The 24,735-nt window shown below is 74.6% G+C and carries 22 protein-coding genes and 1 pseudogene; 12 read left to right on the top strand and 11 right to left on the bottom strand.

What is annotated here, in order from left to right; all coding sequences use genetic code 11:
- Positions 1-63: 63 nt before the first annotated feature.
- Complete coding sequence (locus tag AB0J74_RS36350) at positions 64-1,047, bottom strand: polyprenyl synthetase family protein (protein WP_363457066.1); 984 nt, start codon at positions 1,045-1,047, stop codon at positions 64-66.
- Between the two features lie 435 nt (positions 1,048-1,482).
- Entirely contained in the window at positions 1,483-2,877 is a 1,395-nt protein-coding gene (locus AB0J74_RS36345) for a helix-turn-helix domain-containing protein (RefSeq protein ID WP_363456988.1), read from the bottom strand.
- 238 nt (positions 2,878-3,115) lie between these two features.
- Between AB0J74_RS36345 and metF the strand changes: the two genes are divergently transcribed.
- From metF to AB0J74_RS36330, 3 genes are all read left to right on the top strand, one after another.
- Positions 3,116-4,033 (top strand): methylenetetrahydrofolate reductase [NAD(P)H], encoded by a 918-nt coding sequence (metF, locus tag AB0J74_RS36340; RefSeq protein ID WP_363456985.1) that lies wholly within the window; start codon positions 3,116-3,118, stop codon positions 4,031-4,033.
- A gap of 30 nt (positions 4,034-4,063) precedes the next feature.
- The gene (locus AB0J74_RS36335) at positions 4,064-4,741 is read left to right on the top strand and encodes a CDP-alcohol phosphatidyltransferase family protein (RefSeq protein WP_363456982.1); all 678 of its coding nucleotides are present in this window, start codon (positions 4,064-4,066) and stop codon (positions 4,739-4,741) included.
- Positions 4,742-4,848: 107 nt separating this feature from the next.
- Positions 4,849-5,604 (top strand): methyltransferase, encoded by a 756-nt coding sequence (locus AB0J74_RS36330; protein WP_363456979.1) that lies wholly within the window; start codon positions 4,849-4,851, stop codon positions 5,602-5,604.
- A gap of 75 nt (positions 5,605-5,679) precedes the next feature.
- On the opposite strand, the gene AB0J74_RS36325 is transcribed toward AB0J74_RS36330, so the two are convergent.
- Genes AB0J74_RS36325 through AB0J74_RS36295 form a run of 7 tightly spaced genes read right to left on the bottom strand, consistent with a single transcriptional unit; the run spans position 5,680 to position 11,386 of the window.
- Positions 5,680-6,270, bottom strand: coding sequence for a GrpB family protein (locus tag AB0J74_RS36325; RefSeq protein ID WP_363456975.1), 591 nt, complete (start codon positions 6,268-6,270; stop codon positions 5,680-5,682).
- A gap of 9 nt (positions 6,271-6,279) precedes the next feature.
- The gene (crtI, locus tag AB0J74_RS36320; protein WP_363456972.1) at positions 6,280-7,737 is read right to left on the bottom strand and encodes a phytoene desaturase family protein; all 1,458 of its coding nucleotides are present in this window, start codon (positions 7,735-7,737) and stop codon (positions 6,280-6,282) included.
- Between the two features lie 15 nt (positions 7,738-7,752).
- Positions 7,753-8,874, bottom strand: coding sequence for a glycosyltransferase family A protein (locus AB0J74_RS36315; RefSeq protein ID WP_363456969.1), 1,122 nt, complete (start codon positions 8,872-8,874; stop codon positions 7,753-7,755).
- The gene (locus tag AB0J74_RS36310; RefSeq protein ID WP_363456966.1) at positions 8,871-9,608 is read right to left on the bottom strand and encodes a carotenoid biosynthesis protein; all 738 of its coding nucleotides are present in this window, start codon (positions 9,606-9,608) and stop codon (positions 8,871-8,873) included. The genes AB0J74_RS36315 and AB0J74_RS36310 overlap by 4 nt, the downstream gene beginning before the upstream one ends.
- Positions 9,605-10,159: a GNAT family N-acetyltransferase gene (locus AB0J74_RS36305; protein ID WP_363456964.1), complete on the bottom strand. Its 555-nt coding sequence runs from the start codon at positions 10,157-10,159 to the stop codon at positions 9,605-9,607. The genes AB0J74_RS36310 and AB0J74_RS36305 overlap by 4 nt, the downstream gene beginning before the upstream one ends.
- A gap of 16 nt (positions 10,160-10,175) precedes the next feature.
- Positions 10,176-10,850, bottom strand: a complete 675-nt coding sequence (locus AB0J74_RS36300; protein WP_363456961.1) for a monooxygenase — start codon at positions 10,848-10,850, stop codon at positions 10,176-10,178.
- Positions 10,851-10,894: 44 nt separating this feature from the next.
- Positions 10,895-11,386: a YbaK/EbsC family protein gene (locus tag AB0J74_RS36295; RefSeq protein ID WP_363456958.1), complete on the bottom strand. Its 492-nt coding sequence runs from the start codon at positions 11,384-11,386 to the stop codon at positions 10,895-10,897.
- Positions 11,387-11,873: 487 nt separating this feature from the next.
- Here AB0J74_RS36295 and AB0J74_RS36290 point away from each other — a divergent pair, with 487 nt between their 5' ends.
- The 4 genes and pseudogenes from AB0J74_RS36290 to AB0J74_RS36275 all read left to right on the top strand — a co-directional run bounded on the left by AB0J74_RS36290 (position 11,874) and on the right by AB0J74_RS36275 (position 18,585).
- A complete protein-coding gene (locus tag AB0J74_RS36290; RefSeq protein ID WP_363456956.1) occupies positions 11,874-12,323 on the top strand; it encodes an SAV_6107 family HEPN domain-containing protein in 450 nt (149 codons plus the stop codon).
- 58 nt (positions 12,324-12,381) lie between these two features.
- Positions 12,382-13,023: pseudogene (locus AB0J74_RS36285) on the top strand (hypothetical protein); the annotation flags it as partial.
- A gap of 626 nt (positions 13,024-13,649) precedes the next feature.
- Entirely contained in the window at positions 13,650-15,221 is a 1,572-nt protein-coding gene (locus AB0J74_RS36280; protein WP_363456953.1) for a DNA polymerase Y family protein, read from the top strand.
- On the top strand, positions 15,214-18,585 hold the full coding sequence (locus tag AB0J74_RS36275) for an error-prone DNA polymerase (protein ID WP_363456950.1): 3,372 nt from the start codon (positions 15,214-15,216) through the stop codon (positions 18,583-18,585). Before AB0J74_RS36280 ends, AB0J74_RS36275 begins: the two co-directional genes overlap by 8 nt.
- Before the next feature lie 88 nt (positions 18,586-18,673).
- On the opposite strand, the gene AB0J74_RS36270 is transcribed toward AB0J74_RS36275, so the two are convergent.
- Positions 18,674-19,333: a helix-turn-helix domain-containing protein gene (locus AB0J74_RS36270; protein ID WP_363456946.1), complete on the bottom strand. Its 660-nt coding sequence runs from the start codon at positions 19,331-19,333 to the stop codon at positions 18,674-18,676.
- Positions 19,334-19,338: 5 nt separating this feature from the next.
- A complete protein-coding gene (locus AB0J74_RS36265; RefSeq protein ID WP_363456943.1) occupies positions 19,339-19,791 on the bottom strand; it encodes an ester cyclase in 453 nt (150 codons plus the stop codon).
- A gap of 146 nt (positions 19,792-19,937) precedes the next feature.
- Here AB0J74_RS36265 and AB0J74_RS36260 point away from each other — a divergent pair, with 146 nt between their 5' ends.
- From AB0J74_RS36260 to AB0J74_RS36240, 5 genes are all read left to right on the top strand, one after another.
- Positions 19,938-20,681: a methyltransferase domain-containing protein gene (locus AB0J74_RS36260; protein ID WP_363456941.1), complete on the top strand. Its 744-nt coding sequence runs from the start codon at positions 19,938-19,940 to the stop codon at positions 20,679-20,681.
- Entirely contained in the window at positions 20,678-21,829 is a 1,152-nt protein-coding gene (locus AB0J74_RS36255) for a nucleotide pyrophosphatase/phosphodiesterase family protein (RefSeq protein ID WP_363456938.1), read from the top strand. Before AB0J74_RS36260 ends, AB0J74_RS36255 begins: the two co-directional genes overlap by 4 nt.
- Positions 21,830-21,865: 36 nt before the next feature.
- Positions 21,866-23,152: a DNA polymerase IV gene (locus AB0J74_RS36250; RefSeq protein WP_363456935.1), complete on the top strand. Its 1,287-nt coding sequence runs from the start codon at positions 21,866-21,868 to the stop codon at positions 23,150-23,152.
- A gap of 78 nt (positions 23,153-23,230) precedes the next feature.
- Entirely contained in the window at positions 23,231-23,614 is a 384-nt protein-coding gene (locus AB0J74_RS36245; protein WP_363456932.1) for a DUF3040 domain-containing protein, read from the top strand.
- 103 nt (positions 23,615-23,717) lie between these two features.
- Positions 23,718-24,440, top strand: a complete 723-nt coding sequence (locus AB0J74_RS36240; protein WP_363456929.1) for a GNAT family N-acetyltransferase — start codon at positions 23,718-23,720, stop codon at positions 24,438-24,440.
- Positions 24,441-24,735 lie beyond the last annotated feature (295 nt).

Below are 24,735 nucleotides of genomic sequence, written 5' to 3'. Positions count from 1 at the left end.
TCGATGATCCCACGTCGCCCGCCACGCACCCCACCGCCGCAGGCCGGGGCCGGAACGCGGGGGTCAGTCGGTGCGGGTGGTGGCCGCGTGCGCGAGGTCGATCAGCGCACCGCGCGCCTCCGGATCGATCGGCGCCGACTCGATCGCCGACAATGCCGAGGTCAGCAGCGCGGCGATCCGCCGCTCCGTGCGGTCGGCGGCGCCGCTGGTGACGATGACCTCGCGGAGGTGGGCGATGCCGTCCGCGTCGAGGTCGCGGGAGCCGAGCAGCCGGCGCAGGTCATTCCGGCCGGCCTCGCCGGCCGTCTCGAACGCGGCCGCGACCAGGAAGGTGCGCTTGCCCTCGCGCAGGTCGTCGCCGGCCGGTTTGCCGGTCTGCGCCGGGTCGCCGAAGACACCCAGCAGGTCGTCGCGGAGCTGGAAGGCCTCGCCGAGCGGCAGACCGTAGCGGGAGTAGGCCGCCCCGACCTCGGCCGGCGCCGCCGCCAGCGCGGCACCGAGCAGCAGCGGCCGCTCGACCGTGTATTTCGCCGACTTCAGGCGCGCGACCTTGCCGGCGCGCTCGACGGAGGTGTCGCCGGTCGCCTGGGTCAGCACGTCGAGGTACTGGCCGATGGTCACCTCCGTGCGCATCTCGTCGAAGACCGGGCGGGCGCGGGAGATCGCCGCCGGGTCGAGCCCACCCGCGTGCAGCAGCTCGTCGGACCAGACCAGGCAGAGGTCGCCGAGCAGGACCGCGGCCGAGTCGCCGAACGTGTCGGCGTCGCCGGACCAGCCGTGTGCGCGGTGCCGGCCCGCGAAGCGCCGGTGCACCGCCGGTTCGCCGCGCCGGGTGTCGGAGCGGTCGATCAGATCGTCGTGGATCAGGGCGCTGGCCTGGACCAGCTCGAGCGCCGCGAGCGCGGTGACCACCTGGTCGGAGTCGCGGCCCCCGGCACCGCGGAAGCCCCAGTAGCCGAACGCCGGTCGCAACCGCTTGCCGCCGCGCAGCACGAAGCCCTCGATGGCGTCGGCGACCGGCTCCAGCGCGCTGTCGACCTGCGCCATCCACGCCCGCCGGTCGGCCAGGAACCAGGCCAGCGACTTGTCGACGCGCTGGCGCAGACCGACCCGATCGGTCGCGGGCAGGCCGGCCCCGACGATCGGTGGGTCGGCGTGGGAGCGGCCGGCGTCGGAGCCGTCGGGGTCGGAGCGGCGGGAGGCGGAGCGGGCCGGGCCGGAGCGGGCAGGGTCGGAGCGGGCAGGGTCGGAGCGGGCAGGGTCGGAAGGGTCCGGGCCGGCGGCGTCGGAGGGGCTGGTCGGCTCGGTCACGCCACGACGCTAGGGTCAATCCGCCCGAACGACAACCACAGCGGTAACGGACGGGTCCACCGACCGCCACGGACGGTCGCGACCCCGTCACCAGGCGGGGCGCGACCCGCGCCGGATGACCACCGATCACCCGACGGCGCTGCGGCAGCGGCGTGATCCATGGGACGCGTCTCAGTCATCGCCGGCCACCCGATCGGCGGCGCGCCACTCGTCGCGGGCCGGCCCGGGCAGGTAGGGCCGCGCCGCCACCAGCAGATCGGCGTAGTCGCGGGCCCCGGGCAGCCGGGCGTGCGGCGCGAGCCGGTCGCCGAACGCGGTCAGCAGGTCGAGCGCCCGGGTCGATCCGGACCGGATCGTGTCGAGCAACGCGCCGCTGGCCGCCAGCAGCGCCCCGTCGGCCTCGCCGGCGTCGAGCCGGGCGTGGGCCAACCAGGCCTTGTCGAGCGCCGCCGTGCGCGGCTGGCCGGACCGCGCCGCCGCCCTGGCGAGCAGCGGCAGCGCCCGGGCCGAGCGCCCCAGGGCAGCCAGGCAGCGGCCGGCCATGGCGTCGAACTCGCCCTCGTCGAGCCAGTAGAGCCAGGGCGGGTCGTGCTCGGTGGCCCGGCGTTCGGCGGCGCGCTGCGCGGCGGTGAGCGCGGCCTCGGCGGCACCGCGCAGCCCGGCCGACGCCGCCGCGAACGCGATCCGGTGCAGGAGCAACGCCCGCCCGGAGGCCGACAGCGCCCGCCGGGAACCCGCGTAGGCCGTGCGGGCCAACAGCAGCGCCGGCGCCGCGTCACCCGAGCCGGCCAACAGGTGGCTGGCCGAGCCGAGCACGTGCCCGGCGAGCGGCCGGTCGCCCGCGACGGCCGCCTCGCCCAGCGCCGTGCGGTAGGCGGACAGCGCACCGGCGGCGTCACCCGCGTCGCCCAGGGTCCAGCCGCGCAACTGGGCGACCTCGGCCCGCAGCCGCGCCGCCTTGCGGGTCGGCACCGCACCGGACGGCGAGCAGGTCGCATGTGCCGCGGCCGCCGCCAGCGCACGCGTCGTCGCCGCCAGGTCGGTGCCGCCGAGCACGTCGTCGAGCCGGCGCGCGGCGGCCAGCCGGGCGGCCACCTCGGCCAGGCTCGATCGGGTGGGCCGCGCCGCGCCCGCCGGCGGGGCCGGTGCCGGACCGATCAGCACCGTCTCGTCGGAGGCGCTGGTCAGCCAGGTGTGCGCGAGGCCGAGCAGGTCGAGCCCGACCCGGTCGCGGGTCTCCGGCCGACCGGGCCCGGCCCGGCCAGGCGGGGCGACCAGCCGGTGGCGGAGCCGGCTGCGCTCGGCCGCGGCGGCCAGGCCGTCGGCGGGCGCGTCGAGCACCACGGCGAGCCAACCCAGCCAGAAGTCGGCCGGCAGCCGCTCCTCACGCTCCCAGCGACTGACCTCGTGCCGGGTCACCGTGGGGCTGCCCGACGCGGCGCAGAGCTGCTCGGCCAGGCGCAACTGGCTCCAACCGCGACGCAACCGGAGCTGCGCCAGATAGGCACCGAACGATGGGCGTGGACCCGCCGCGTCGAACGGGTGTGGTGGCAACGCGGACATCATGGAACCTCCCCGAGCAGCGGTGCACGCCTCCAGGCCCCCGGACGCCGCGGCACGGCATCCCCCGCGCCGACCAGTGGACCGTGGGGCGGCCCGCGACGCGTAGAACATATGTACCCCACGGGTCCGACGTTTTCCCGTACCCATCCCGCCGTCAACGCCGTCACCAGCGCGAACCCGCGTTATCCACAGGCGCTCGGTGCGTCGACCCGCCGACACCCCCAGCCGGTACGCTCGACCCGTGGCGCTAGGACTCCCTTCGATCCTTCCGGGATCGCAACCGTCGATCGGCGACCTCGTCCGCGACGAGGCACCGACCTTCTCGTTCGAGTTCTTCCCGCCCAAAACCCCCGAAGGCGAGGTGCAGCTGTGGCGGGCGATCCGCGAGCTCGAGCCGCTCCAGCCGTCCTTCGTCTCGATCACCTACGGCGCCGGCGGCACCACCCGTGACACCACGGTCGCGGTGACCGAGCGGGTCGCGACCGAGACCACCCTGCTCCCGATGGCCCACCTGACAGCCGTCAACCACTCGGTCGCCGAGTTGCGCAACGTGATCGGCCGGCTGGCCGGCGCCGGCATCCGCAACATCCTCGCCGTCCGCGGCGACCCGCCCGGCAACCCCAACGGCGAGTGGGTCCGCCACCCCGAGGGCGTCGACTACGCCGAAGACCTCGTCCGGATCATCCGCGAGTCGGGCGACTTCTGCGTCGGCGTCGCCGCCTTCCCCTACAAGCACCCGCGGTCGGCCGACATCGAGAGCGACACCGCGCACTTCATCCGCAAATGCCGCTCCGGCGCCGACTTCGCGATCACCCAGATGTTCTTCGACGGCGACGACTACCTGCGGCTCCGCGACCGGGTGGCCGCCGCCGGCTGCGACACACCGATCCTGCCCGGCGTGATGCCGGTGACCCGGATGAGCACGATCGCCCGCTCCGAGCAGCTCTCCGGTGCGCCGTTCCCGCCGGCGCTGGCCGCGCAGTTCGCCCGGGTGGCCGACGACGACGAGGCGGTCCGCAAGCTCGGCATCGAGCAGGCCAGCCAGATGTGCCGCCGGCTGATCGACGAGGGCGTGCCCGGCATCCACTTCATCACCCTCAACCGGTCGACGGCGACCCGCGAGGTTTGGCAAAACCTGCGGGTCGACGCCCGCGTGTGACCTCGACCGCCGCCGGACGGTTGAGCTGACGTGGGCACACGGTTGGGTTGGAACGAATACGCGTCCCGATGGGCGACGCTGCACGGCGGCTTCGACCCGCGCCAGGCGGGCGCGGTCGTCCGCGGTTGGGTCCGACTGTCCTATGAGATCGGTTCGCGCCTGGGCCGTCTCGGCATCGCCCCGACCCCGGTCACGGTGGCCGGCCTGCTGCTCTGCGCGCTGGTCCCGGTCGCCGCCACCCGCGCCCCGTCGGGCCTGTTCGCGGCCGCGATCCTGGTCCTGGCGGCGGCGGTGGCCGACAGCGTCGACGGCGCGGTCGCGGTCGCGACCGACCGCACCACCCGCCTGGGCTACGTCTACGACTCGGTCGCCGACCGCCTGGGCGAGATCTGCTGGCTGGTCGCCTTCTGGGTGGCCGGCGCACCGGCATCCCTGGTCTTCACCGCCGGTGCCCTGTCCTGGCTGCACGAATACATCCGCGCCCGGGCCACCGCGGCCGGCATGACCGAGATCGGCACGGTCACCGTCGGCGAACGCCCGAGCCGTGTCAGCGTCACGGTCGTGGCCTTCCTCGTCGCCGCCGCGGCCGGCGCCCTCGACAAAGACCTGACCCCCGGCACGCTGACCGTCTTCCTGGCCATCTGGGTCCTCCTGGCGGCCGTCGGCCTGACCCAACTCTTCCGCGCGGTCCGCCGCCTGCTGCGCTGACCGCGGATTGCGAGAACCGAACTCGCGGCCCCGCGCAGGGTCCACGTCAGACCCCGGCGCGCGAGCAGGGCGGACGGCGGCTCGTGCGATTCGTAAACTGCGGGGCCATGAGCGGCATCGGGTGGTACGGCGTGCTGGTCGCGCTGGAGTTCGGGCTGGCCGTGGTGACCGCCGTCGCCCTGTTGTGGATAAAGGCGCCCTACGGCCGCTACCAGCGCGGCGGTTGGGGCCCGACGGTGTCCGGCCGGGTCGGGTGGATCGTGATGGAGTCGCCCGCGGTCGTGGTCTTCACCGCCGTGTTCGTCGCCGGCGACCACCGCACGGACCTGGTCGCCCTCGTGCTGCTGGCGCTGTGGCTGTGCCACTACGTATACCGGGCCTTCGTCTACCCGGTGTTGATGCGGCCGGGCAGTCGGATGCCGTTGCTGGTCGTCGCCCTCGCGGTGGCGTTCAACGTGCTCAACGCGACCGTCAACGCCTGGTGGGTGGCCGACCTCGGCGGTTACGCCGACAGTTGGCTCACCGATCCACGCTTCCTCGCCGGTGCGGTGCTCTTCTTCGCCGGGCTGGTCGTGCACGTGCGCTCGGACCGCACCCTGCGCCGGCTGCGCCCGCAGGGTGAGAGCGGCTACCGCGTTCCGTACGGAGGCGCGTTCCGTTGGGTCAGCAGCCCGAACTACGCCGGCGAGATCGTGCAGTGGTTCGGGTGGGCGTTGGCGACCTGGTCGGTGGCGGGGCTGGCGTTCGCGGTCTACACCACCGCCAACCTGGCGCCGAGGGCGGTCGACCACCACGCCTGGTACCGCGAGCGCTTCCCCGACTACCCGCCCGACCGCCGGGCGCTCGTACCACATCTGCTGTGACGGGGTCCGCGACCAGCCGGGCCGGAGCGGCCAGGCCACCGACCTTGTGCGAACCTTGCGCGCCTGAACCGCCGGTCAGCGCAGGCCGGCGCGGTGGAGGATGTCGGTGATGACGGTGGATTTCTGGGCGGCGTACTCGGCCATGTAGGTCAGGTTCGAGGCGGCGATGCGGCGTTTCTCCGCCGCGTAGCGGGCACGGTCGTCAGCGTGCGCGCGGAGCCAGTCCCGGAAGATCACATGGCGGAGGTGTTCGTCGCAGTCGGGTGCGAAGACGTGCACGTTCGTCAGCGGGTCGAAGCCGTGTAGCAACCGGTGGTCATACCAGTCCGGCTCGCGCACGCGCAGCACGTAGCCGGCCGACTCGAGCGCCGGCAGGTAGGCGGGCTCGTCGCGCGGGTCGGCGACGATCACGTCGATGTCGAGACGGGGCTTCGCGGCCAGGCCCGGCACGGCCGTCGACCCGACGTGCTCGATGGCCAGCGCCGCCGGGCCCAGGGCCGCACGGATGGCGGCCGCGTGCTTCTCGTACAGCGTCGGCCAGGACGGGTCGTAAGCGACGATCTCGATCGGGCCGGGCAGCCGGGGCAGTTCGCCACCCACCTGGCGCTCCCGCAGCCACTGCGCGGTAACCGGTGGCGACGGCTCGGGCAACGGCGGCATACGCATCCGACGACCCTAGCGAGCCGGCCCCACCGAGGACGCCACGATCCGCGCGGACAGGGCGACCATCGGCAGCCCGCCGCCCGGATGGGTCGACCCGCCGACCAGGAACAGCCCCCGCGCCGGGCCGCGGTTGGCCGGCCGCAACAGGCCGCCGGCGGTCCCGTAGATCGCCCCGCCCGGCGCGCCCACGCCGCGTTCCAGCGACGCCGGGGTCAGCACCTCCCGGAACAGCACGCGGTCGCGCACGTCGAGGCCCCGCGCGGCCAGCACGGACAGCACCCGATCGGCGTAGGCGTCGGCCAGGCCGGGCCGATCCCAGTCCACCGCACCCCGACCAACCCCGTGCCGCGGCGCGTTGACCAGCACGAACCACGCCTCATGACCCGCCGGCCGCACCAGCGGGTCGTCGGCCGCCGTGACGAACACGGTCGGGTCCGCGGCCGGTCGCGCCGGGGCACCGAAGACCGCGTCGAACTCGGCGTCGTAGTCGGGCGGGAAGAACACGGTGTGGTGAGCCAGCCCCGGGGTCCGGCCGCGCAGGCCCAGCAGCACCACGAAGCCCGCCAGGCTACGGTCGGCCAGCCGCCCCAACCGGCGCGGCGCCGGGAGCAGGTCGCGGTAGAGCGTCAATGCATCCACATTGGACACGACCACGTCGGCGGGCACGAACGACGAACCCACCCGCACGCCGTCGACCCGCCCGCCCGGAGCCGAGATCGCGGTCACCTCCGCACCGGTCCGCACCGAGACACCCAGGGCGACACACCGCGACAGCAGCGCGTCGGCCAGCGTCGCCAGCCCGCCGGGCAGGTACCAACCCCCGAACGACAGTTCCGCGTACGGCACCGCCACCAGCGCCGCCGGCGCCCGTCGGGGGTCGGCGCCGGTGTAGGTCGCGTAGCGGTCCAGCAGCATCCGCAGCCGCAGGTCGCGCAGGTACCGCCGGCCGAGGCCGCGCAACGACGTGCCGGGCGCCACCGCCGCCAGGTCGCCCAGCCGCCACGCCAGCCCGGCCAGTGCCGCCGGCGAGTCGAGCGGCTTGCGCAGGATGTCGCGCCACGACGCCGTCCAGACGCGGCCGGCCCGCCGCCACAGGCGCTCCCAGTCGGCCGCCGCACCGGCACCGAGGGCAGCGGAGATCCGCGACAGGAACACCGCGGGATCGGCCGACGAATCCAGCACCGCACCGTCGGGGAACACGTGCCGCACCACGGGATCGAGCGGCACCAGCGCGGGCGCGTCGCCGCCGAGGTCGGCGAACAGTTCGTCGAAGACCTGCGGCAAGGTCAGCAGGCTCGGCCCGGTGTCGAACCGGTAGGTGCCCTCCGGCCGCTCCACCACGAGCCGGCCGAGCTTGCCACCGACCACAGTGGACCGCTCGTACACCGTGACCCGGTGTCCGCCCGCCGCCAGCCGCGCCGCACACGCCAGCCCGCCCACGCCGGCGCCGACCACCACGACCTCAGCCACGCCGCACCCCTCCCGTCACCACGGCACCACCGGCCGGTCGCGCCAGCGCAGCACGCCGGACCGGCGCAGCCGGTAGGAGCGGGCGACCAACCAGCCGAACAGCAGCACCGACACCGGCTGGGCCAGCGGGTCCGGCCACCGCCGACCGCCCGTGGCCGCCGCGCTGACCAGCCGGCCGAGCACGCCGAGCAGATAGCCGACCAGGCCAGCCAGCAGCACGCCGGACGACCCGGCGACCAGGCCGGCGAGGAACAGCGGCACGGGTACGACGTACACCAGGATCAGCGTCCCGACCACCGCCGCCGCACCGATCCGCGAACCGAACGACGCCCACAGCGACTTCGCGTACCCGTCGACCAGCGAGTCCCACGACTCGTACATCCGGCACGACGCGATCCTCGATCCGTCGGCCAGCGCGATCCGACCGCCGGCCCGCTTCACCGCCCGCGCCAGCGCGACGTCTTCCAGCACCGAACCGCGCACCGCCGCGTGCCCGCCGGCCGCGCGATAGGCGGACCGGTCCGCCACCAGGAACTGGCCGCCGGCCGCGGCCAGCGACGGCCGGGCCGAGCGCTCCATCGCCCGCAGCGGCAGGAACGTCAGCCACGACCACTGCAGCAGCGGCTGGACCAGCCGCTCACCCCACGAACCGGCGACGATCCGGGGGTACGCGCTGAGCAACCCGACCTGTGCCGACCGGAGCAGCGCGGCGGCACCGGCGACCGCGTCCGGGGCCAGCACAACGTCGGCGTCGACGAACACCAGCACCTCGGCGTCGGTCGCTTCGGCGAGTTGCCGGCAGGCGTGCGGCTTGCCGAGCCAGCCGGGCGGAAGGGGAGCGCCGGTCAGCAGCCGTACCCGCGGGTCGTCGCCGGCCAGCGACCGCACCAGGTCGGCCGTGCCGTCCGTGGACCCGTCGTCGAGGACCAGGATGGACAGTCCGGGTACGCCGCGCTGGGCGAGCAGCGAGCGCAGGCACGGCCCGACCCGGTCGACCTCGTCGCGCACCGGGAGCAGCACGGCGACCCGCTCGGGGAACGACGCCGCGACGGGACGGCGGAGCAGCCGGGCGTTGGCGAGCGCGTGGAGCGTCAGGACGCCGGCCAGCACCGCTGGGAGCCAGGCCAGCGCGCTCATGCCCGTACCCGATAAGCCAAGGGAATCGCCACCAGGCCCATGGCCAGCGCGCCCCAGCCCGCCGACGCCGGCAGCCCCAGGAACGCGGCGTGGGCCAGGATGCTGGAGAAGTAGGTCCAGAGGTAGAGGGCGTACATCGGCGCGTCGTCAGCGGGGGAGGTCGGGCCGTCGAGCGCGTGGAAGAGGGCCATCATCAGCACCGCCACGACGAGCCAGCCGGCGTAGTTGCCCAGCGGCACGTCGGGCACACCGGGCAGGCCGGGCGACGGGTGTGCCCAGGTCCAGTAGCCCTGTGCGACCATCTGCGGGTCGAGGAAGAGGTCCCACGCGGCGAGGCCGACGCCGGCGACGAGGATCCGCGGTATCGGATATCGGACCAACCGGACCGCGGCGAGCCAGGCCGGCCACGCCATCCAGGTCCAGGCGAGCGGGATCACGACGGGCACGCCGGCGATCTTCGGGCCGAGGGCGTCCGAGTACGCGTAGTCACCGAACGGCACGCCGGTCGCGACGCCGATGGCTTCCACGAGCAGGCCGCCGCCGGTGGTGACCAGCACCAACGCGGTGGCGACCCGGGGGCCGCGGGTGATGGCCGCGTGTGAGACCGACAGCAGGTAACCGAGCGCGACCGTGATGACGGTGACGGCCGCCCGGGTGTCGCCGCCGGTCAGCGGGTAGCAGATCTGGGTGAGGATCAGCAGGCCCAGACCGAGCCAGGGCAGTCCGCGGGTCATTCCCCGGACGGCGCGACCAGCGGCAGGTCGCGGCCGAGCACCGCGAAGGCCCGCTCGTCGCCCGGGAAGCGGAACTGGCGCAGCACGTCGACGAAGCCGAAGCTGCGGTAGAGGCGCCAGGCGCGCGATCTGCGCTCGTCGGCCTCGGGCGTGGACAGCAGGGTGGTCGCGCCGGGCGCCATCCCGAGCAGGGCGCGCAACTGGCGGGCCCCGACCCCGTGGCCCTGCGCGGCCGGGCGCACGTGCAACTCGACGACCTCGAAGCAGTCGGTCAGCCAGCGCTTGCGGTGCTCCTCGCTGAGCGCGGCGCGGACCTGGTCGTGCCACCACTGGCCGGCACCGGAGACGTAGCCGTAGCCGAAGCCGGCGAGCGCGCCCTCGGTGGTCAGCGTGGCGACGGCCCGGAAACCCGACCGGCGCACGTGCGTGGCGATGATGCCGCGCCTGGCCTCCATGAGCTCCGGCCGGTAGCCCATCGCCTCGCCGTAGACGGCCACCACGTCGTCGAGCCGACGTGCCAGGTCGTCCGGCTTCCACGGCACCAGCCTCATGCCGGATCGCTCCTTGTCATCTCTCTGCCCAGCCGAGCACCTCGCGGTCACCCATGATGCCGCACACCGCGAACCGGGCGAAAAGCTCCTCGGAATACCAGCCGACCTGGGTCGTTCGGGCGATGGCGGCGCGATGCTCGGGCCGACGGTACGCGAAGGCCACCAGATCTGCCGCGTTTCGCCACACGGTGACCGTGCCCTGCCAGCCGATCGGCGCCTCGCCGACGCCGAACCGGGCGAGCAGGCCGGGCGCCTCGTGCAGCGCGGCGGCCACCGGGGGGACGGCCCGCCAGAACGTCGCGGCCCTGGCCGCTTTGAGCCGGGCCCGGGTCAGAGCCAGGACCATTCCGGTGGTACGGGCGGTGCCCGCGAACGGCTCGCGGCCGCTCCAGGTGCCGCGGCTGGCGATCGGGGCGAGGTCGATCCGGGCGTGGCCGATGCTCCGCCTGGTCCAGCCGTCGATGGCCGGTGGCGGCGCGGCTGCCGCGTCGTGCACCAGCAGCGCGGCCCAGCGGGTGGCGTCGACGTCGCCCGGGCCGAAGCCGGTGCCGGTGCCCGTGCCGAGGAGCTTGGCGAACCGGACGCCGGGGTGCCGCCGCAGCCGGGCCCGGTCGGTCGCCATCCGGGCGAGCACCTCCGGGAGGGCCCGCCGGGGCATCCGCCAGACGTGCAGGGTGACGACCGTGTCCATCGGGTCCCAGTCTCCACCCGCTGGTCGGGTCTCCACCCGCCGGCTCAGGCGACGTCGGTGACGGTGCCGCCGGTGAGGCGTTCGAGCTCGGCCGGGGTGATCGGGAAGACCGCGTGGGGGATGCCGCCCGCGGCCCAGACCTCGTCGAAGGCGAACAGCGCGGTGTCGACCAGGGTGCGCATGGCCGGCAGGCCGGGGTGCACCGGAGCGACGCCACCGATCACCTGGCCGGTGTGTGCCCGGACGAAGTCGGGGGAGGCCCGCTTGACCTTCTCGATGCCGTGCTCCTTGGCGACCCGGGCGGTGTCGACCCGGTGCGCGCCGCTGGTCAGCACCAGCAGCGGCGCGCCGTCGGCGTCGAAGACGAGCGAGTTGGCGATCTGGCCGACCTCGACGCCCAGTTGGGCGGCGGCCGCGGCGGCGGTGGGCGCGGCCTCGTCGAGGATGCGGACCTGGCTGGGCCGGCCGGCGGCGGTGCGGGCGCCGGCGGCGTCGAGCGCGTCCTGGACGGCGCGGACGTTGGCGTGCGGTTGCATCTGGACACGTTCTCATGCCGGGCGCGGTGGGCGCGCCCCGGTTTCGGCGTGGGGTGCTGACACGCTGTTCCCGCTGGTCGGGGCCGTTTTCGGGGGTCTGGAAAACATCAGCGGATGTCAGCTCGCGTCGCGTTGCTTTTTTGTCGGACCCAAGGTGTACTCTTCTTGTAGTTAGAACGCGTGTTCGATTGGCTCGCACACTCGTTCTGGCGATCCGGGAGACCCACGATTCGCGGCGTGGCTCCCGGGAGGTGCGGCTTCGCGGGCCGCACATCAGGCAGGACCGTCGTCCGCCGCCCTCGACCCCCGGGCGGCGGACGACGGACCAGCCGGCCCTGCCGGCCGGGTGTGGTGTGGGGAAGCGTCACGCCCGGCCGGCAACTAGCACCACCGCTGCGTCTTCCTCCGCGGCGGGCAACGTCCCGCGGGCCCTTCCGGGCCCGTGCGCAGGCTTTGCAACGCGGACAACGCGGAGGAGACAGGTTCCATGACGACCAGCCCGGCCCAGGCGCCGACCGTGCCGGCACACGTGCTGCCGCATCGCACGCCGGCCCAGCTGCTCGCGATCGCCCGGCACGGCCTCGCGGAGGCGGCACAGACCCGCCCCGACGGCCTGCGTTACGCCGCCGCCCACCTGGCCGCCCTGCGCGCCGCCGCGGCGATGCTCGGCGCTCGGGCCCGTCCGTCGCCGACCCGGCGCAACCGCATCACCAGCGTCTGGGAGCTGCTGGTGATGGTCGCGCCCGAGTTCGACGAGTGGGCCGCCTATTTCGCCGCGGGAGCGACCAAGCGCGCCGCCGCCGAGGCCGGCATCCCCCGGGTGGTGACCGCCCGCGAGGCCGACGACCTGCTCCGCGCCGCCGAGCAGTTCGTGGCCGTGGTCGAGGTCGCGCTCGGCATCGCACACCAGCCGTCGCTCGACGGCCTGGCCGCCTGACCACCGTTTCACCGCACAACCAGCACAACCAGCACGAAGGCACGACGGGGGTGAGCGCATGGCCGGTCAGATGACGCTGGGATCAGCGGCGCTGTCAGGTCTGGTCCGCCCGGCCAGCGCCGCCCCCGACGACGGGCACCGCACCCTGCCGGTGCCGGCCGAACTGCGTGGGCTGTTGCCCGGCCGGGGCCTGCGCCGGGGCAGCACCGTGGCGGTGGGCACCGGGCCGCGGTCGCCGAGTGGCGGCACCTCGCTGGTCTACGCCCTGATCGCCGAGGCGTCCCGGGCCGGGTCCTGGTGCGCGGTGGTGGGCGTCCCCGCGTTCGGCGCGGTCGCGGCCGCCGACGGCGGCGTCGCCCTCGACCGGCTGGCGCTGGTGCCCAACCCGGGCCCCGAATGGGCGACGGTGGTCGCCGCCCTGATCGACGGCGTCGACGTCGTGGTGCTCGCGGTCCCGGGCCCGGGCGCCGTCTCCGGCCCGGTCACGGCCCGCCTCGCGGCCCGGGCCCGGCAACGCGGCAGCGTCCTGGTCCCTTACGGCCACTGGGACGGCGCCGACCTCACCCTGCGGGTCACCCGCGGCCGCTGGGAGGGCCTGTCCGACGGCCGCGGCCGCCTCCGCCGGCGCGAGGTCACCGTCGTCGCCCAGGGCCGCGGCGCGGCCACCCAACCCCGCGAGATCACCGTCTGGATGCCGGGCTTCCGCCCGCTGACCGGCACCGTCGCGATCGCACCCCTCGAACCCATCGCCCTGCCCGCCCTCCATCCGGTCCCCGACCCCACCCCGCCGGCGGCCGCCGCATCCGAGGCCGCGGCACCCGCCCGGGCGACAGGCGCCGAGCCCGGCCCGGCCGGCGCGGGCCGGGCGGCAGGCGTCCAGCCCGGCCTGGCCGGCGCGGGCCGGGCGACAGGCGCCCAGCCCGGCCTGGCCGGCGAGGGCCGGGCGACAGGCGCCCAGCCCGGCCCGGCCGGCGAGGGCCGGGCGGCAGGCGTCCAGCCCGGCCCGGCCGGCGCGGGCCGGCCGAAGCCGGCCCGCTCCGCGGGCGACGACCCGCGATCCGGCCGCACCGACGACGGGCTGGTCGCGGGTGCGGCACACCCGGAGCCGGCCGACCCGTGGGCGGTCGTCACCGACGGCCTGGCCGACGGCCCGGAGCCGCAACGCCCACGCCTCACCCTGGTCGCGGGAGGCGTCAGATGACCGGGCGGGCCGGCGCCGCTGGCCGCGCGACCGGCGATCCCGGTCGGGGGAGCGGCGGCAGGAACGGCGATCCGGGACGTGCGGGCGGTGACCCGGGGCGCGGGCGGGGTGCCGGTGCCGGGCGCGTGGGTGACGACGGCGCGGTCGCGCGTACCGCCGTGCTCTGGTGTCCGGATTGGCCGGTCATCGCGGCCGAGATCGTCGACGGGGTGCCGGCCACCGGGGCGGTAGCGGTGTTGCATGCCAACCGCGTCGTGGCGGCGTCCGAGTCGGCGCGGGCCGACGGTGTCCGGCGGGGGCTGCGTAAACGGGAGGCGCAGAGCCGGTGCCCGGGCCTGGTCGTCGTCGACCACGATCCGGGCCGGGACGCGCGGGCGTTCGAGCCTGTCGTGGCCGCCGTCGAGGAGATGGTCGCGGGCGTCGAGGTGGTGCGGCCCGGTGTGTGCGGGTTCGCCGCGCGGGGGCCGGCCCGCTACTTCGGGGGTGAGGAGGCCGCGGCCGAGCGGATCGTCGAGCACGTCGCCCAGAGCAGCGCGGTGGAGAGCCAGGTCGGGGTCGCCGACGGCGGGTTCGCCGCCGCGCTCGCTGCCCGGGAAGGGCTGATCGTGCCGAGCGGCGAGACCGTCGCGTTCCTGGCGGGCCGGCCCGTCGAGGCGCTCGCCCGGCCCGCGCTCACCGAACTGCTCCGCCGGCTCGGCATCACCACCCTCGGCGCCTTCGCCGGGCTGGCGCGGGGTGACGTGCTGGCGCGGTTCGGGTTCGACGCCGCGCTGGCGCACCGGCTGGCCGCGGGCGGCGACGAGCGGCCGCTCGCGGTGCGGCGACCGCCGCCTGACCTCGAGGTGAGCGAAGACTACGGCGACGATCCGCTGGAACGGGTCGACACGGCCGCGTTCGCCGCGCGGATGCTCGCCGAGCGGCTGCACGAGCGGCTGGCCGGCTACGGGCTGGCCTGCACCCGGCTCGCCATCGGGGCGGTCACCGCGCACGGCCAGGAACTGCACCGGGTCTGGCGGCACGACGGGCTGCTGACCACCGCCGCGATCGCCGACCGGGTGCGCTGGCAGCTCGACGGCTGGCTGTCCGGCACCTCCCGCCCGGGCGCCCGCACGGCACCGGCCAAGCCGACCGCCGGGATCATCCGGCTGCGCCTGGTGCCCGAGGGTGTGCTGCCGCATGCCGGCCTCCAACCGGGGCTGTGGGGCGAAACCGGGGAGGAGAAGGAGCGGGCGCACCGGGCGTTCAACCGGATCCAGGGCATCCTCGGCCCCGAGTCGGTGGTCACCGCCGTGCTCGGTGGCGGTCGCTCGCCGGCCGACCAGGTGCGCCTGGTGCCCTGGGGCGACGAGCTGACCCCGGCCCGGCCGGCCGCACCCTGGCCCGGGCGGCTGCCGGCGCCGGCACCCGCGCTGGTGCTGCCCGCGCCGCTGCCGGCCACCGTCCGCGACGCGAGTGGCGAGCCCGTCGGCGTCTCCGCCCGGCTGCTGGTCACCGCCGCGCCGGCCCGCCTCGCGATCGGCACCGGGCCGGCCGCCGAGATCGTCGGCTGGGCCGGGCCCTGGCCGGTCGACGAGCGCTGGTGGGCGCCGGCCGAGGCCCGCCGCCGGGCCCGGTTCCAGGTGGCCCTGGCCGATGGCAGCGCCTTCCTCCTCTCTCTGGCCGCGGGTCAGTGGTCGGTGGAGGCCATCTATGACTAGGACCAGGGGCTTCAACAACCCGGGTGTCCCGTGGTCGCAGCTGGAGGGAACCCTCTCCGGCCGGCGCCACCTGCACGTGGTCGACCCGCTGGCGGGCGACGGCGACGGTGGCGACTCGCCGGCCTGGAGCCGCAAGCGTCCCGCCTACGAGGTGCCCGCGGAGCTGCCGTCCGAGCAGGACACGGTCCCCTACGCCGAACTGCACTGCCACTCCAACTTCAGCTTCCTCGACGGGGCCAGCCACCCCGAGGAGCTGGCCGAGGAGGCGCGGCGGCTCGGGCTGACCGCGCTGGCCATGACCGACCACGACGGTTTCTACGGCGTGGTGCGCTTCTCCGAGGCGGCCCGGGCGCTCGGGCTGAAGACCATCTTCGGTGCCGAGCTGTCGCTCTCCGAGGGCGTGCGCGGCAAGGACACCGTGATCCGCTCCGGCGAGCCCGACCCGCACGGGCGGCACCTGCTGGCGCTGGCGCACGGCACCGAGGGCTACGCCCGGCTGTCGTCGGTCATCGGGCAGGCCCAGCTCGACGGCGGCGAGAAGGGCCGGCCGGCCTACGGCCCGCTGGAAGACGTCGCCGAGCAGCTCCGTGACCACGTCCTCGTGCTCACCGGGTGTCGCAAGGGGACGGTGCCGGCCGCGCTGCTCACCGAGGGGGTCGACGCGGCGGCGCGCGAGCTCGACCGGCTGGCGACGCTGTTCGGCGCCGACAACGTGGCGGTCGAGCTGACCGACCACGGCGACCCGACCGACGGCGACCGCAACGACGCGCTGGCCGCGCTCGCCGCCCAGCGCGGGCTGCCGACCGTCGCGACCAACAACGTGCACTACGCAACGCCGGCCCGGCGGCGGCTGGCGACCGCGGTCGCGGCGGTCCGGGCCCGGCGCAGCCTCGACGAGATCGACCCGTGGCTGCCCGCCGCGGCCACCGCACACCTGCGCACCGGTGCCGAGATGGCGCAGCGGTTCGCCGCCTACCCGGGCTCGGTGGCCCGGGCCGCGGAATACGGGCAGGACCTGGCCTTCGACATCCAGCTCGTGGCGCCGAAGCTGCCCGACTACCCGGTCGACCCGGGCGAGTCCGAGATGGACCACCTGCGCAAGCTGACCATGGAAGGTGCGCTGATCCGCTACGGACCGCGGGAGGCCCACCCCGACGCCTACCGCCAGCTCGACTACGAGCTGGCGATGATCGGGCAGCTCGGCTTCCCGGGCTACTTCCTGGTCGTCTACGACATCGTCAAGTTCTGCCGCGACAACAGGATCTACTGCCAGGGCCGGGGGAGTGCCGCCAACTCCGCCGTCTGCTACGCGCTGTGGATCACCAACGTCGACGCCGTCCAGCACGGGCTGCTCTTCGAGCGCTTCCTCGCCCCGGAGCGTGACGGGCCGCCCGACATCGACGTCGACATCGAGTCCGACCAGCGCGAGAAGGTCATCCAGCACGTCTACCAAAAATACGGCCGGCGGCACACGGCCCAGGTCGCCAACGTGATCTCCTACCGGCCGCGGTCGGCCGTACGCGACATCGCCAAGGCATTCGGCTTCTCGCCCGGCCAGCAGGACGCGTGGAGCAAGCAGATCGACCGGTGGGGTTCGGTGGCCAAGGTCGACGTCGACGACATCCCGGAGCACGTCGTCGACTTCGCCAACGAGTTGCAGACCTTCCCGCGCCACCTGGGCATCCACTCCGGCGGCATGGTGATCTGCGACCGGCCGATCATCGAGGTCTGCCCGGTCGAGTGGGGCCGGATGCCCGGCCGCACGGTGCTCCAGTGGGACAAGGACGACTGCGCCGCCATCGACCTGGTCAAGTTCGACCTGCTCGGGCTCGGCATGCTGTCGGCGCTGCGCTACGCGTACGAGATGATCGAAGATGATCTTGATATCAGCACGATGCCGCTCGACGACCCCGAGATCTACGACATGCTCTGCCGGGCCGACTCGGTCGGGGTGTTCCAGGTGGAGAGCCGGGCCCAGATGGCGACGCTGCCGCGGCTGAAGCCCCGGGTGTTCTACGACCTGGTGGTCGAGGTGGCGCTGATCCGGCCGGGGCCGATCCAGGGTGGCTCGGTGCACCCCTACATCCGCCGCAAGAACGGTCAGGAGACCTGGCAGCACGACCACCCGCTGATGGCGAAGGCGCTCGACAAGACGCTCGGCGTGCCGCTGTTCCAGGAGCAGTTGATGCAACTCGCCATCGACGTCGCCGGCTTCGACGCGTCCGGCGCCGACCAGTTGCGCCGGGCGATGGGTTCCAAGCGGTCGGCCGAGCGGATGGCCGAGATCCGCGGCCGGCTCTACGCCGGCATGGCCGAGCGGGGCATCACCGGCACCCTGGCCGACGACATCTTCCTCAAGCTGTCGGCGTTCGCGAGCTACGGCTTCCCGGAAAGCCACGCGATGAGCTTCGCCTACCTGGTGTACGCCAGTTCCTGGCTCAAGCGCTACCACCCCGCAGCGTTCCTCGCCGCCCTGCTCAACGCCCAGCCGATGGGCTTCTACTCGCCGCAGACCCTGGTCGACGACGCCCGCCGGCACGGCGTCGAGGTGCGCCGCCCCGACATCAACGCCAGCAACGCGGCGGCGGTCCTGGAGTCCACGAGGGAAACCCGCTGGGGCAGCGCCGCCGGCGAGCCGCCACACCAGTGGGGCCTGGGCGGTCCGGCGGTCCGGGTCGGCCTGTCCGGCGTCCGCACGATCGGCACCGACCTGGCCGAGAAGATCGAGCAGGAACGGGCGGCGGCCGGCCCCTACCGCGACATGTCCGACCTGGCCCGCCGGGTGGGCCTGTCCACCGCCAACATGGAGGCCCTGGCGACCGCCGACGCGTTCGCCTGCTTCGGCCTGAGCCGCCGCGAGGCGCTGTGGGCGGCCGGCGCCGCCGCGCAGGAACGCCCGGGCCGCCTCCCCGGCACGACCGCCGCGACCCAGGCGCCGCCGCTGCCCGGCATGGACCAGGTCGACCGCCTGGTCGCCGACGTCTGGGCCACCGGCCTGTCGCCCGACAGCCACCCCGCCCAGTTCATCCGCCCGCAACTGGAGATGATCGGCGCGATCCCGATCTCCCGCCTGGGCCGCTGCGAAAACGGCCAGCGCGTCCGGGTCGGCGGCATCGTCACCCACCGTCAACGCCCGGCCACGGCCGGCGGGGTCACCTTCATCAACCTCGAAGACGAGACCGGCATGCTCAACGTCACCTGCTCGCCGGGCCTGTGGCAGCGCTACCGCCGGGTCGCCCGCACCAGCGCGGCCCTGGTCGTGCGCGGCCGCCTGGAAATGGCCGAGGGCGTGATCAACCTCCGCGCCGACCGCCTCGACGGCATCACCCCACCCGTGACCTCGGCCTCCCGCGACTTCCGCTGAGCGGCCGAACGCCGCCTCCGGTCACGCGGCACCCGGAAGGCCGCGAAGCGGGCTTCGATATCGCGGGCCGGCAGGGGTCCCGGGACGATCAGACCGGGCCGCCGCGAGGTCCCGGCTCGAGCAGGCCGTCGGCCATCGTCCCGCCGAGCCAGCGTTCGTAGCGGTCGAGGGTCCAGCGGCGCCGGCGGACCAGGCGGTGCACGACGTCCGGCGCGGTCAGGGTCCAGAGCACGTCGGAGGCGTCCTCGACCGACAGCCCGGCGCGGAGCCCGAACCGCTCGGCGACGTACCGGGCGATGCCCGCCGTGCCGATCGCCCGCTCGTTCTCGATCGCGTCGATGAACGCGCGGACCTCCCGGTCGCCCGCCGCACCCTCGGTCAGCAGGATCGGCACCAGCGGCCCGACCCGTTCGTAGATCTCGCGGCACATCCGGGCATACAGCGCCAGGCATTCGCGGGCGTCGTCGGTGGCGCGCATGGCCCGGGCCGTCGGCCGCTCGATCATCGGGATGGGCTCGGTGTCGCCGGCGATGGTCGCGTCGTACACCGCCTTGAGCACCGCCGCCTTGCCACCGACCGTGTTGTAGACGGTCTGCACGCTCACCTGCGCGCGGGCCGCGATCGCCTCGACCGTCGTGCCGGTGTAGCCGCGGCGGGTGAACAGCGCGCGGGCCGCGTCGAGCACCCGCTGCCGGGTGGCGCGGGACTGCTCGGCGCGGACCGGGCTCTGATACCGCCGGGTGGTCACGCCCGTCAGTCTCCCAGCGGTGCGCCGGCCGGCAGGCCGAACCCGACCGGCCGCGGCGGCGGCAGCGCGCCGACCTGCCAGAGCATGCCGATCTCGTCGCGGACCCCCCAGTGCTCGACCAGCACCCCGCCCGACTCGCGGTAGAGGTGCATGGTGCGCATCGCGTAGGGCTTGCCGGTCGGCGCGAAGCCCAGCATGTCGACCGCGTTGACGCCGTGCGCGGTGGCCCTGATCGCGACCTTGTCGCCGGCGGCCACGACGTCGTCCACCTCGTAGGTGATCCGCAGCGCCCGCGTCACGTACCCGAGGATCTGGATGTATCCGGCCCGGCCCTGCGGTGCCCATGGTGGCGCGCCGTGGTCGACGAAATCCTCGGCCACGAGCGGGCCGACGGCCTCGACGTCGCCGGCGTTCATCGCGTCGAGCACCTTGCGGGCGAGCGTTTCCGCGAGCGTCATGATGGTCTTCCTTTCGATGGAAGCGCGTTCAAATCGATGGAACAACCATCCAGCGAATGTACGGCGGACCGCAACGAAACTGGAGTGATCCGCGCCCGGCTTCCACCGAACCGGCCCGGCCGGCACGCGACCGTTAGGCTCGGCCCGTGGAGCGAACAACGGTCCGTCGCGGCCCCCGCACCGCGGTCGTCTGGCAGGTGCTGCGCAGCGAGCTCGACCGCGCGCCCGATGGTGGGCTCACCGTCCTCGACGTGGGCGGCGGCACCGGTGGCTTCGCCGTTCCGCTGGCCGAGGCCGGCCACCGGGTCACCGTGGTCGACGCCAGCCCCGACGCGCTCGCCGCCCTCAACCGCCGCGCCGTCGAGGCCGGGGTCGCGCCCCGGGTCCGCGCGGTGCAGGGCGACGGCGACGCGCTGGCCGGTCTGGTCGCGCCGGGCACCGTCGACCTGGTGCTCTGTCACGCCGTGCTCGAGGTGGTCGACGACCCGGCCGGCGTCGTCGCCGCGATCACCGCCGCTCTGCGCCCCGGTGGCGCCGCCTCGGTGCTGGTCGCGTCGCGGGCCGCCGCCGTGCTGGCCCGGGCCACCGGCGGCCACCTCGCGGCCGCGGCCGCGCTGCTCGCCGACCCCGACGGGCGCACCGGGCCGCGCGACCTGCTGCGCCGCCGCTACGACGCCGACGGCGCCGCCGACCTGTTGCGCTCCGCGGGGCTGGCGGTCGAGGGCATCCACGGCGTACGGGTGGTCGCCGACCTCGTCCCCGCCGCCGCGGCCGACGCCGACCCGCGCACGCTGCTCGACCTCGAACTGGCCGCCGCGGCCCGCCCGCCCTATCGCGACATCGCCGCCCAGCTGCACCTGCTCGCCCGCCGCCCCGCCGATCCGGCATGAGCGAGTTCGACCAGGTTCTGCCGAGGTACGGCGCCGACAGTCTGATGGACGTACTGCCGAGCGCGCTCGCGACGCTCGGCGTTCCCGGCTTCACCGACATCCTCGGCCTCGAGCTCGACGGCGTCCGGCGGATCGCGGTGCTGCTGATCGACGGGCTGGGCTGGCACCAGATCCCGACCGCGGCGCCGTTCGCGTCCAACCTGGCCGACCTCGCCGGGCGGGCGCCGCGGATGATCACGACGGGTTTCCCGTCGACGACGCCGACCAGCCTGGTCTCGTTCGGCACCGGCATCGCGCCCGGCACCCACGGCGTGCTCGGCTTCCGGGTCGCCATCCCCGGCACCGACAGGGTGCTGACACACACCCACTGGCGCGACGACCCGGACCCGGCGATCTGGCAGCCGGTGCCGACCCTCTTCGAGCGCGCCGCCACCGCCGGGCTGGCGGTCAGCGTCGCCAACCGCCCCGAGTTCACCTACAGCGGGCTGACCATGGCCGCCAACCGGGGGGCGCTCTACCGGCCGGCTTCGGACGTCGACGAACTGGCCGCGGCCGTGCTGGCCGGCCTCGGCTCCGCCGGCATGCCGCCGGCGCTGTCCTACGGGTACTTTCCGGACCTCGATCGCTACGGCCATGTCTTCGGCGTCGACTCGGAGCCCTGGCGCGCGGCCGCCGTCGAGGTCGACGCGCTGCTCGACCGGGTGCTCGACGGCCTGCCGGCCGACGGCGCGCTGCTGGTCACCGCCGACCACGGGCAGCTCGACGTGCCGGCCGAGCACCGCTTCGACTTCGACGCGGACCCGCGACTGCAGGCCGGCGTACGCGTGATCGCCGGCGAGCCCCGCGTCCGCTACCTGCACACGCTCCCGGGCGCGACCGACGACGTGCTGGCCACCTGGACCGAGATCCTCGGCGACGCCGCCTGGGTGGCCCGTCGCGACGAGGTCATCGCACAGAGCTGGTTCGGTGTGGTGCCGGAGCGCAACCTGGAGCGCATCGGCGACGTCGTCGTGATCTGCCACGGCACCCACGCGGTCGTGGCGCCGACCTCGGAACACGCGATCAAGGCGATGCTGATCGCCTACCACGGCGCCTACTCGGCGGTGGAGATGGAGATCCCGCTGCTCGTCTCCCGGGCGCGGTCGTAACGCGTTTTCGTCGTACCCCCGGATTAGCCTCTGGTTGTGGGACGCAGTCAGGCGGTGCCGCGCGGGGGTGACCCGCGCTTCGGAGCGGGGGCCGACGACACCGGCTGCGCGATCCTGCATGTCGACATGGACGCGTTCTACGCGTCGGTCGAGGTGCGCAAGCGGCCCGACCTGGCCGGGCGGCCGGTCGTGGTGGGCGGCATCGGGCCGCGCGGGGTGGTCAGCTCGGCCAGCTACGAGGCCCGGGCCTATGGCGTGCGCAGCGCGATGCCGACCGCCCGGGCCCGGTCGCTGTGCCCCGGGGCGGTGTTCCTGCCGGTCGACTTCGCCGCCTACGGCGAGGCGTCCCGGGCGGTGATGGCGATCTTCAACGACGTGACGCCACTGGTCGAGCCGCTCTCGGTCGACGAGGCCTTTCTCGACGTGGCCGGGGCCGCCCGGCTGCTCGGGTCGCCGGCGACGATCGCGGCGCTGATCCGCCGGCGGGTGGCCGAGGAAGAGGGGCTCAGCTGCTCGGTGGGTGTCGCGTCGACCAAGTTCGTCGCCAAGTTGGGTTCGGCGCGGGCCAAGCCCGACGGGGTGATCGTGGTGCCGCGCGACCAGGTGCTCGATTTCCTGCACCCGCTGCCGGTCGACGCGCTCTGGGGCGTCGGCGAGAAGGCGGCCGAGACGTTGCGCCGGTTGGGGCTGGCGACGGTGGGCGCGGTGGCCGAGGCACCGGTCGGGATGCTGCGGTCGGCGCTCGGCGAGGCGGCCGCCGCGCACCTCCACGAGTTGGCCTGGGGCCGCGATCCGCGGCAGGTTTCGGTCGAACACGTGGAAAAATCGATCGGCGCCGAGGTTACTTTCGACACCGACGTGGCCGATGTCGAAGTGATCAAGCGGGCCTTGCTCGACCTGTCGACCAAGGTGGGCGCCCGGCTGCGCCGGGCCGACCAGGCCGGCCGCACGGTGTCCATCAAGGTCCGGCTGGCCGACTTCCGCACCGTCAACCGCTCCCGCACCCTGGGCACCGCGACCGATGTCGCGCGCGAGATCTTCGCCACCGCTTGGGCGCTCTACCAGGCACTTCGTCCCGGTGACCGGATCCGCCTGGTGGGCGTCCGGGTCGAGGGTCTGGCGGTGGCGTCGGGGTCGGCGCGGCAGTTGGAGTTGGGTGCGCCGGAGCGCGGTTGGCGCGAGGCGGAAGCGGCCGCTGATGCGGCCGCTGCCCGATTCGGGCGCTCTGTCATCCAACCGGCCAGCCTCCTCGCGGGCGAACGGATGGAAATTCGACCCCGGCCGTCGGTCGTCCCGCTTTCCGACCCGCGAAGCCCCTCGTAGACTTGCGGGTAAGCAGTCGGTTGACTGTCACGGTCTGTCGGCCCGCCCGGGCCGACCGCACGACCGGGGAGGAGTGCCGTGCCGCTCTCGGAGCACGAGCAGCGGCTGTTCGAGCAGATCGAGCGGTCGCTTGCCGAGGATCCCAAGTTCGCCTCGGCCGTGCGCGCCAGCGACCCGCGTTTCCACGCGCGGCGTCGTCTGTTCTTGGCCGCCGCCGTGATCATCGCTGGCCTGGCCCTGGTTGTCTTCGGCACGGTGAACAAGACACCGCTGCTCGGCGTGGCGGGTTTCGTCATCATGCTGGGTGCAGCGGCGTTCGCCATGCAGTCGCATCGCAAGGGCCAACAGCCCGACCTGCACGTCGTCGGTGGCACCGCCAGCCGCCGCACCCGCGCGCGCAGATCGGGCCTGCTCGACCGTCTCGAAGAGCGCTGGCGGCAGCGCCCGGAGGGACACCGCTGACAATCCGCTGCGGCGGCACCCGGGCCGCCACATCGGGCCATCTCTCTGGTGGCGTCGGACCACGCGTCCGACGCCTTTTTGCGTCCATACCCGGCCGCGTGCGATGCGCTTCCGAGCCGCGCTGACCAGCGACGCACCGGCTGTCGCGGCCCTGCACGCCGACAGTTGGCGCCGCTACTACCGGGGCGCCTACGCCGACGCCTACCTCGACGGCGACATTGACGCCGACCGCTTGGCGATCTGGTCCGCCCGCCTGACGGCGGCCGATTCCCGCCGCGTGACCATCGTGGCGGAGACCGATGCCCTGGTGCCGCCGCGGCCCCGCTCGGCGCCGGTGACCAGCACGGCCGGGATCGATGGGATGACACGCGCCGGCGAGGATGCGCCCGGAGAGCCCGCGACCCCGGACGATGCGGCGTGGCGGACCGGCGCGGCGACTCAGTCCGATACCCGACAGCTGGCCACCGCGGCATCGACACTAGTCGGATTCGTCCATCTTGTCGTTGATGACGATCCGCGCTGGGGCTCCTTGATCGACAACCTGCACGTGCTCACCGGACGGCAGCGCGGCGGCGTCGGTTCGGCCCTGATCAGGCGGGCCGCCGAGGCGGCGGCCGAGCGCGGCGCCCTCCCGGGCCTCTACCTCTGGGTCCAGGAGCAGAACACCGCCGCCCAGGCCTTCTACGCCGCCCACGGCGGCCAGGTCGTGGAGACCGCCCAGATCGAGCCACCCGGCGGCGTCCCGGGCCGTCTCCACGGCCGGCCACGCAAGCTCCGCGTCGCCTGGCCCGACGCCCGCACCGTCGCCCGACCGCCCAGACCCTGACCCGACGCCCGCGCTGCGCGACGTGGTGGCGGTGTCGCCTGGGCGACGCCCGTGCTGCGCGACGTGGTGGCGGTGTCGCCTGGGCGAAGGCCGTGCCACGCGAGCGGTGTCGCCCACGCGACGGCCGCGCCGCGCGACGGCCGGGCCGCGCGACGGCCGGGCCGCGCGACGGCCGGGCCGCGCGACGGCCGGGCCGCGCGACGGCCGGGCCGCGCGACGGCCGGGCCGCGCGAAGGCCGGGCCGCGCGAAGGCCGGGCCGCGTGATCCGAAGAGCACAAGTCAGTACTCCAGACA

Origin of the sequence: Asanoa sp. NPDC049573 (assembly GCF_040676615.1) — a bacterium.
GTDB lineage: Bacteria > Actinomycetota > Actinomycetes > Mycobacteriales > Micromonosporaceae > Asanoa.
The sequence above is the reverse complement of the archived record's forward strand: the minus strand, read 5'-3'. Positions and strand labels throughout refer to the sequence as shown.

Coding starts and splice junctions, on each gene's coding strand:
- AB0J74_RS36300 (WP_363456961.1), bottom strand. CDS start 10,850: ATGGACACGGTCGTCACCCTGCACGTCTGGCGGATGCCCCGGCGGGCC.
- AB0J74_RS36265 (WP_363456943.1), bottom strand. CDS start 19,791: ATGACGCTCGCGGAAACGCTCGCCCGCAAGGTGCTCGACGCGATGAAC.
- AB0J74_RS36290 (WP_363456956.1), top strand. CDS start 11,874: ATGACGACCAGCCCGGCCCAGGCGCCGACCGTGCCGGCACACGTGCTG.
- AB0J74_RS36275 (WP_363456950.1), top strand. CDS start 15,214: ATGACTAGGACCAGGGGCTTCAACAACCCGGGTGTCCCGTGGTCGCAG.
- AB0J74_RS36315 (WP_363456969.1), bottom strand. CDS start 8,874: ATGAGCGCGCTGGCCTGGCTCCCAGCGGTGCTGGCCGGCGTCCTGACG.
- AB0J74_RS36330 (WP_363456979.1), top strand. CDS start 4,849: ATGAGCGGCATCGGGTGGTACGGCGTGCTGGTCGCGCTGGAGTTCGGG.
- AB0J74_RS36305 (WP_363456964.1), bottom strand. CDS start 10,159: ATGAGGCTGGTGCCGTGGAAGCCGGACGACCTGGCACGTCGGCTCGAC.
- AB0J74_RS36255 (WP_363456938.1), top strand. CDS start 20,678: ATGAGCGAGTTCGACCAGGTTCTGCCGAGGTACGGCGCCGACAGTCTG.
- AB0J74_RS36345 (WP_363456988.1), bottom strand. CDS start 2,877: ATGATGTCCGCGTTGCCACCACACCCGTTCGACGCGGCGGGTCCACGC.
- AB0J74_RS36325 (WP_363456975.1), bottom strand. CDS start 6,270: ATGCGTATGCCGCCGTTGCCCGAGCCGTCGCCACCGGTTACCGCGCAG.
- AB0J74_RS36310 (WP_363456966.1), bottom strand. CDS start 9,608: ATGACCCGCGGACTGCCCTGGCTCGGTCTGGGCCTGCTGATCCTCACC.
- AB0J74_RS36350 (WP_363457066.1), bottom strand. CDS start 1,047: ATGGCGCAGGTCGACAGCGCGCTGGAGCCGGTCGCCGACGCCATCGAG.
- AB0J74_RS36295 (WP_363456958.1), bottom strand. CDS start 11,386: ATGCAACCGCACGCCAACGTCCGCGCCGTCCAGGACGCGCTCGACGCC.
- AB0J74_RS36240 (WP_363456929.1), top strand. CDS start 23,718: ATGCGCTTCCGAGCCGCGCTGACCAGCGACGCACCGGCTGTCGCGGCC.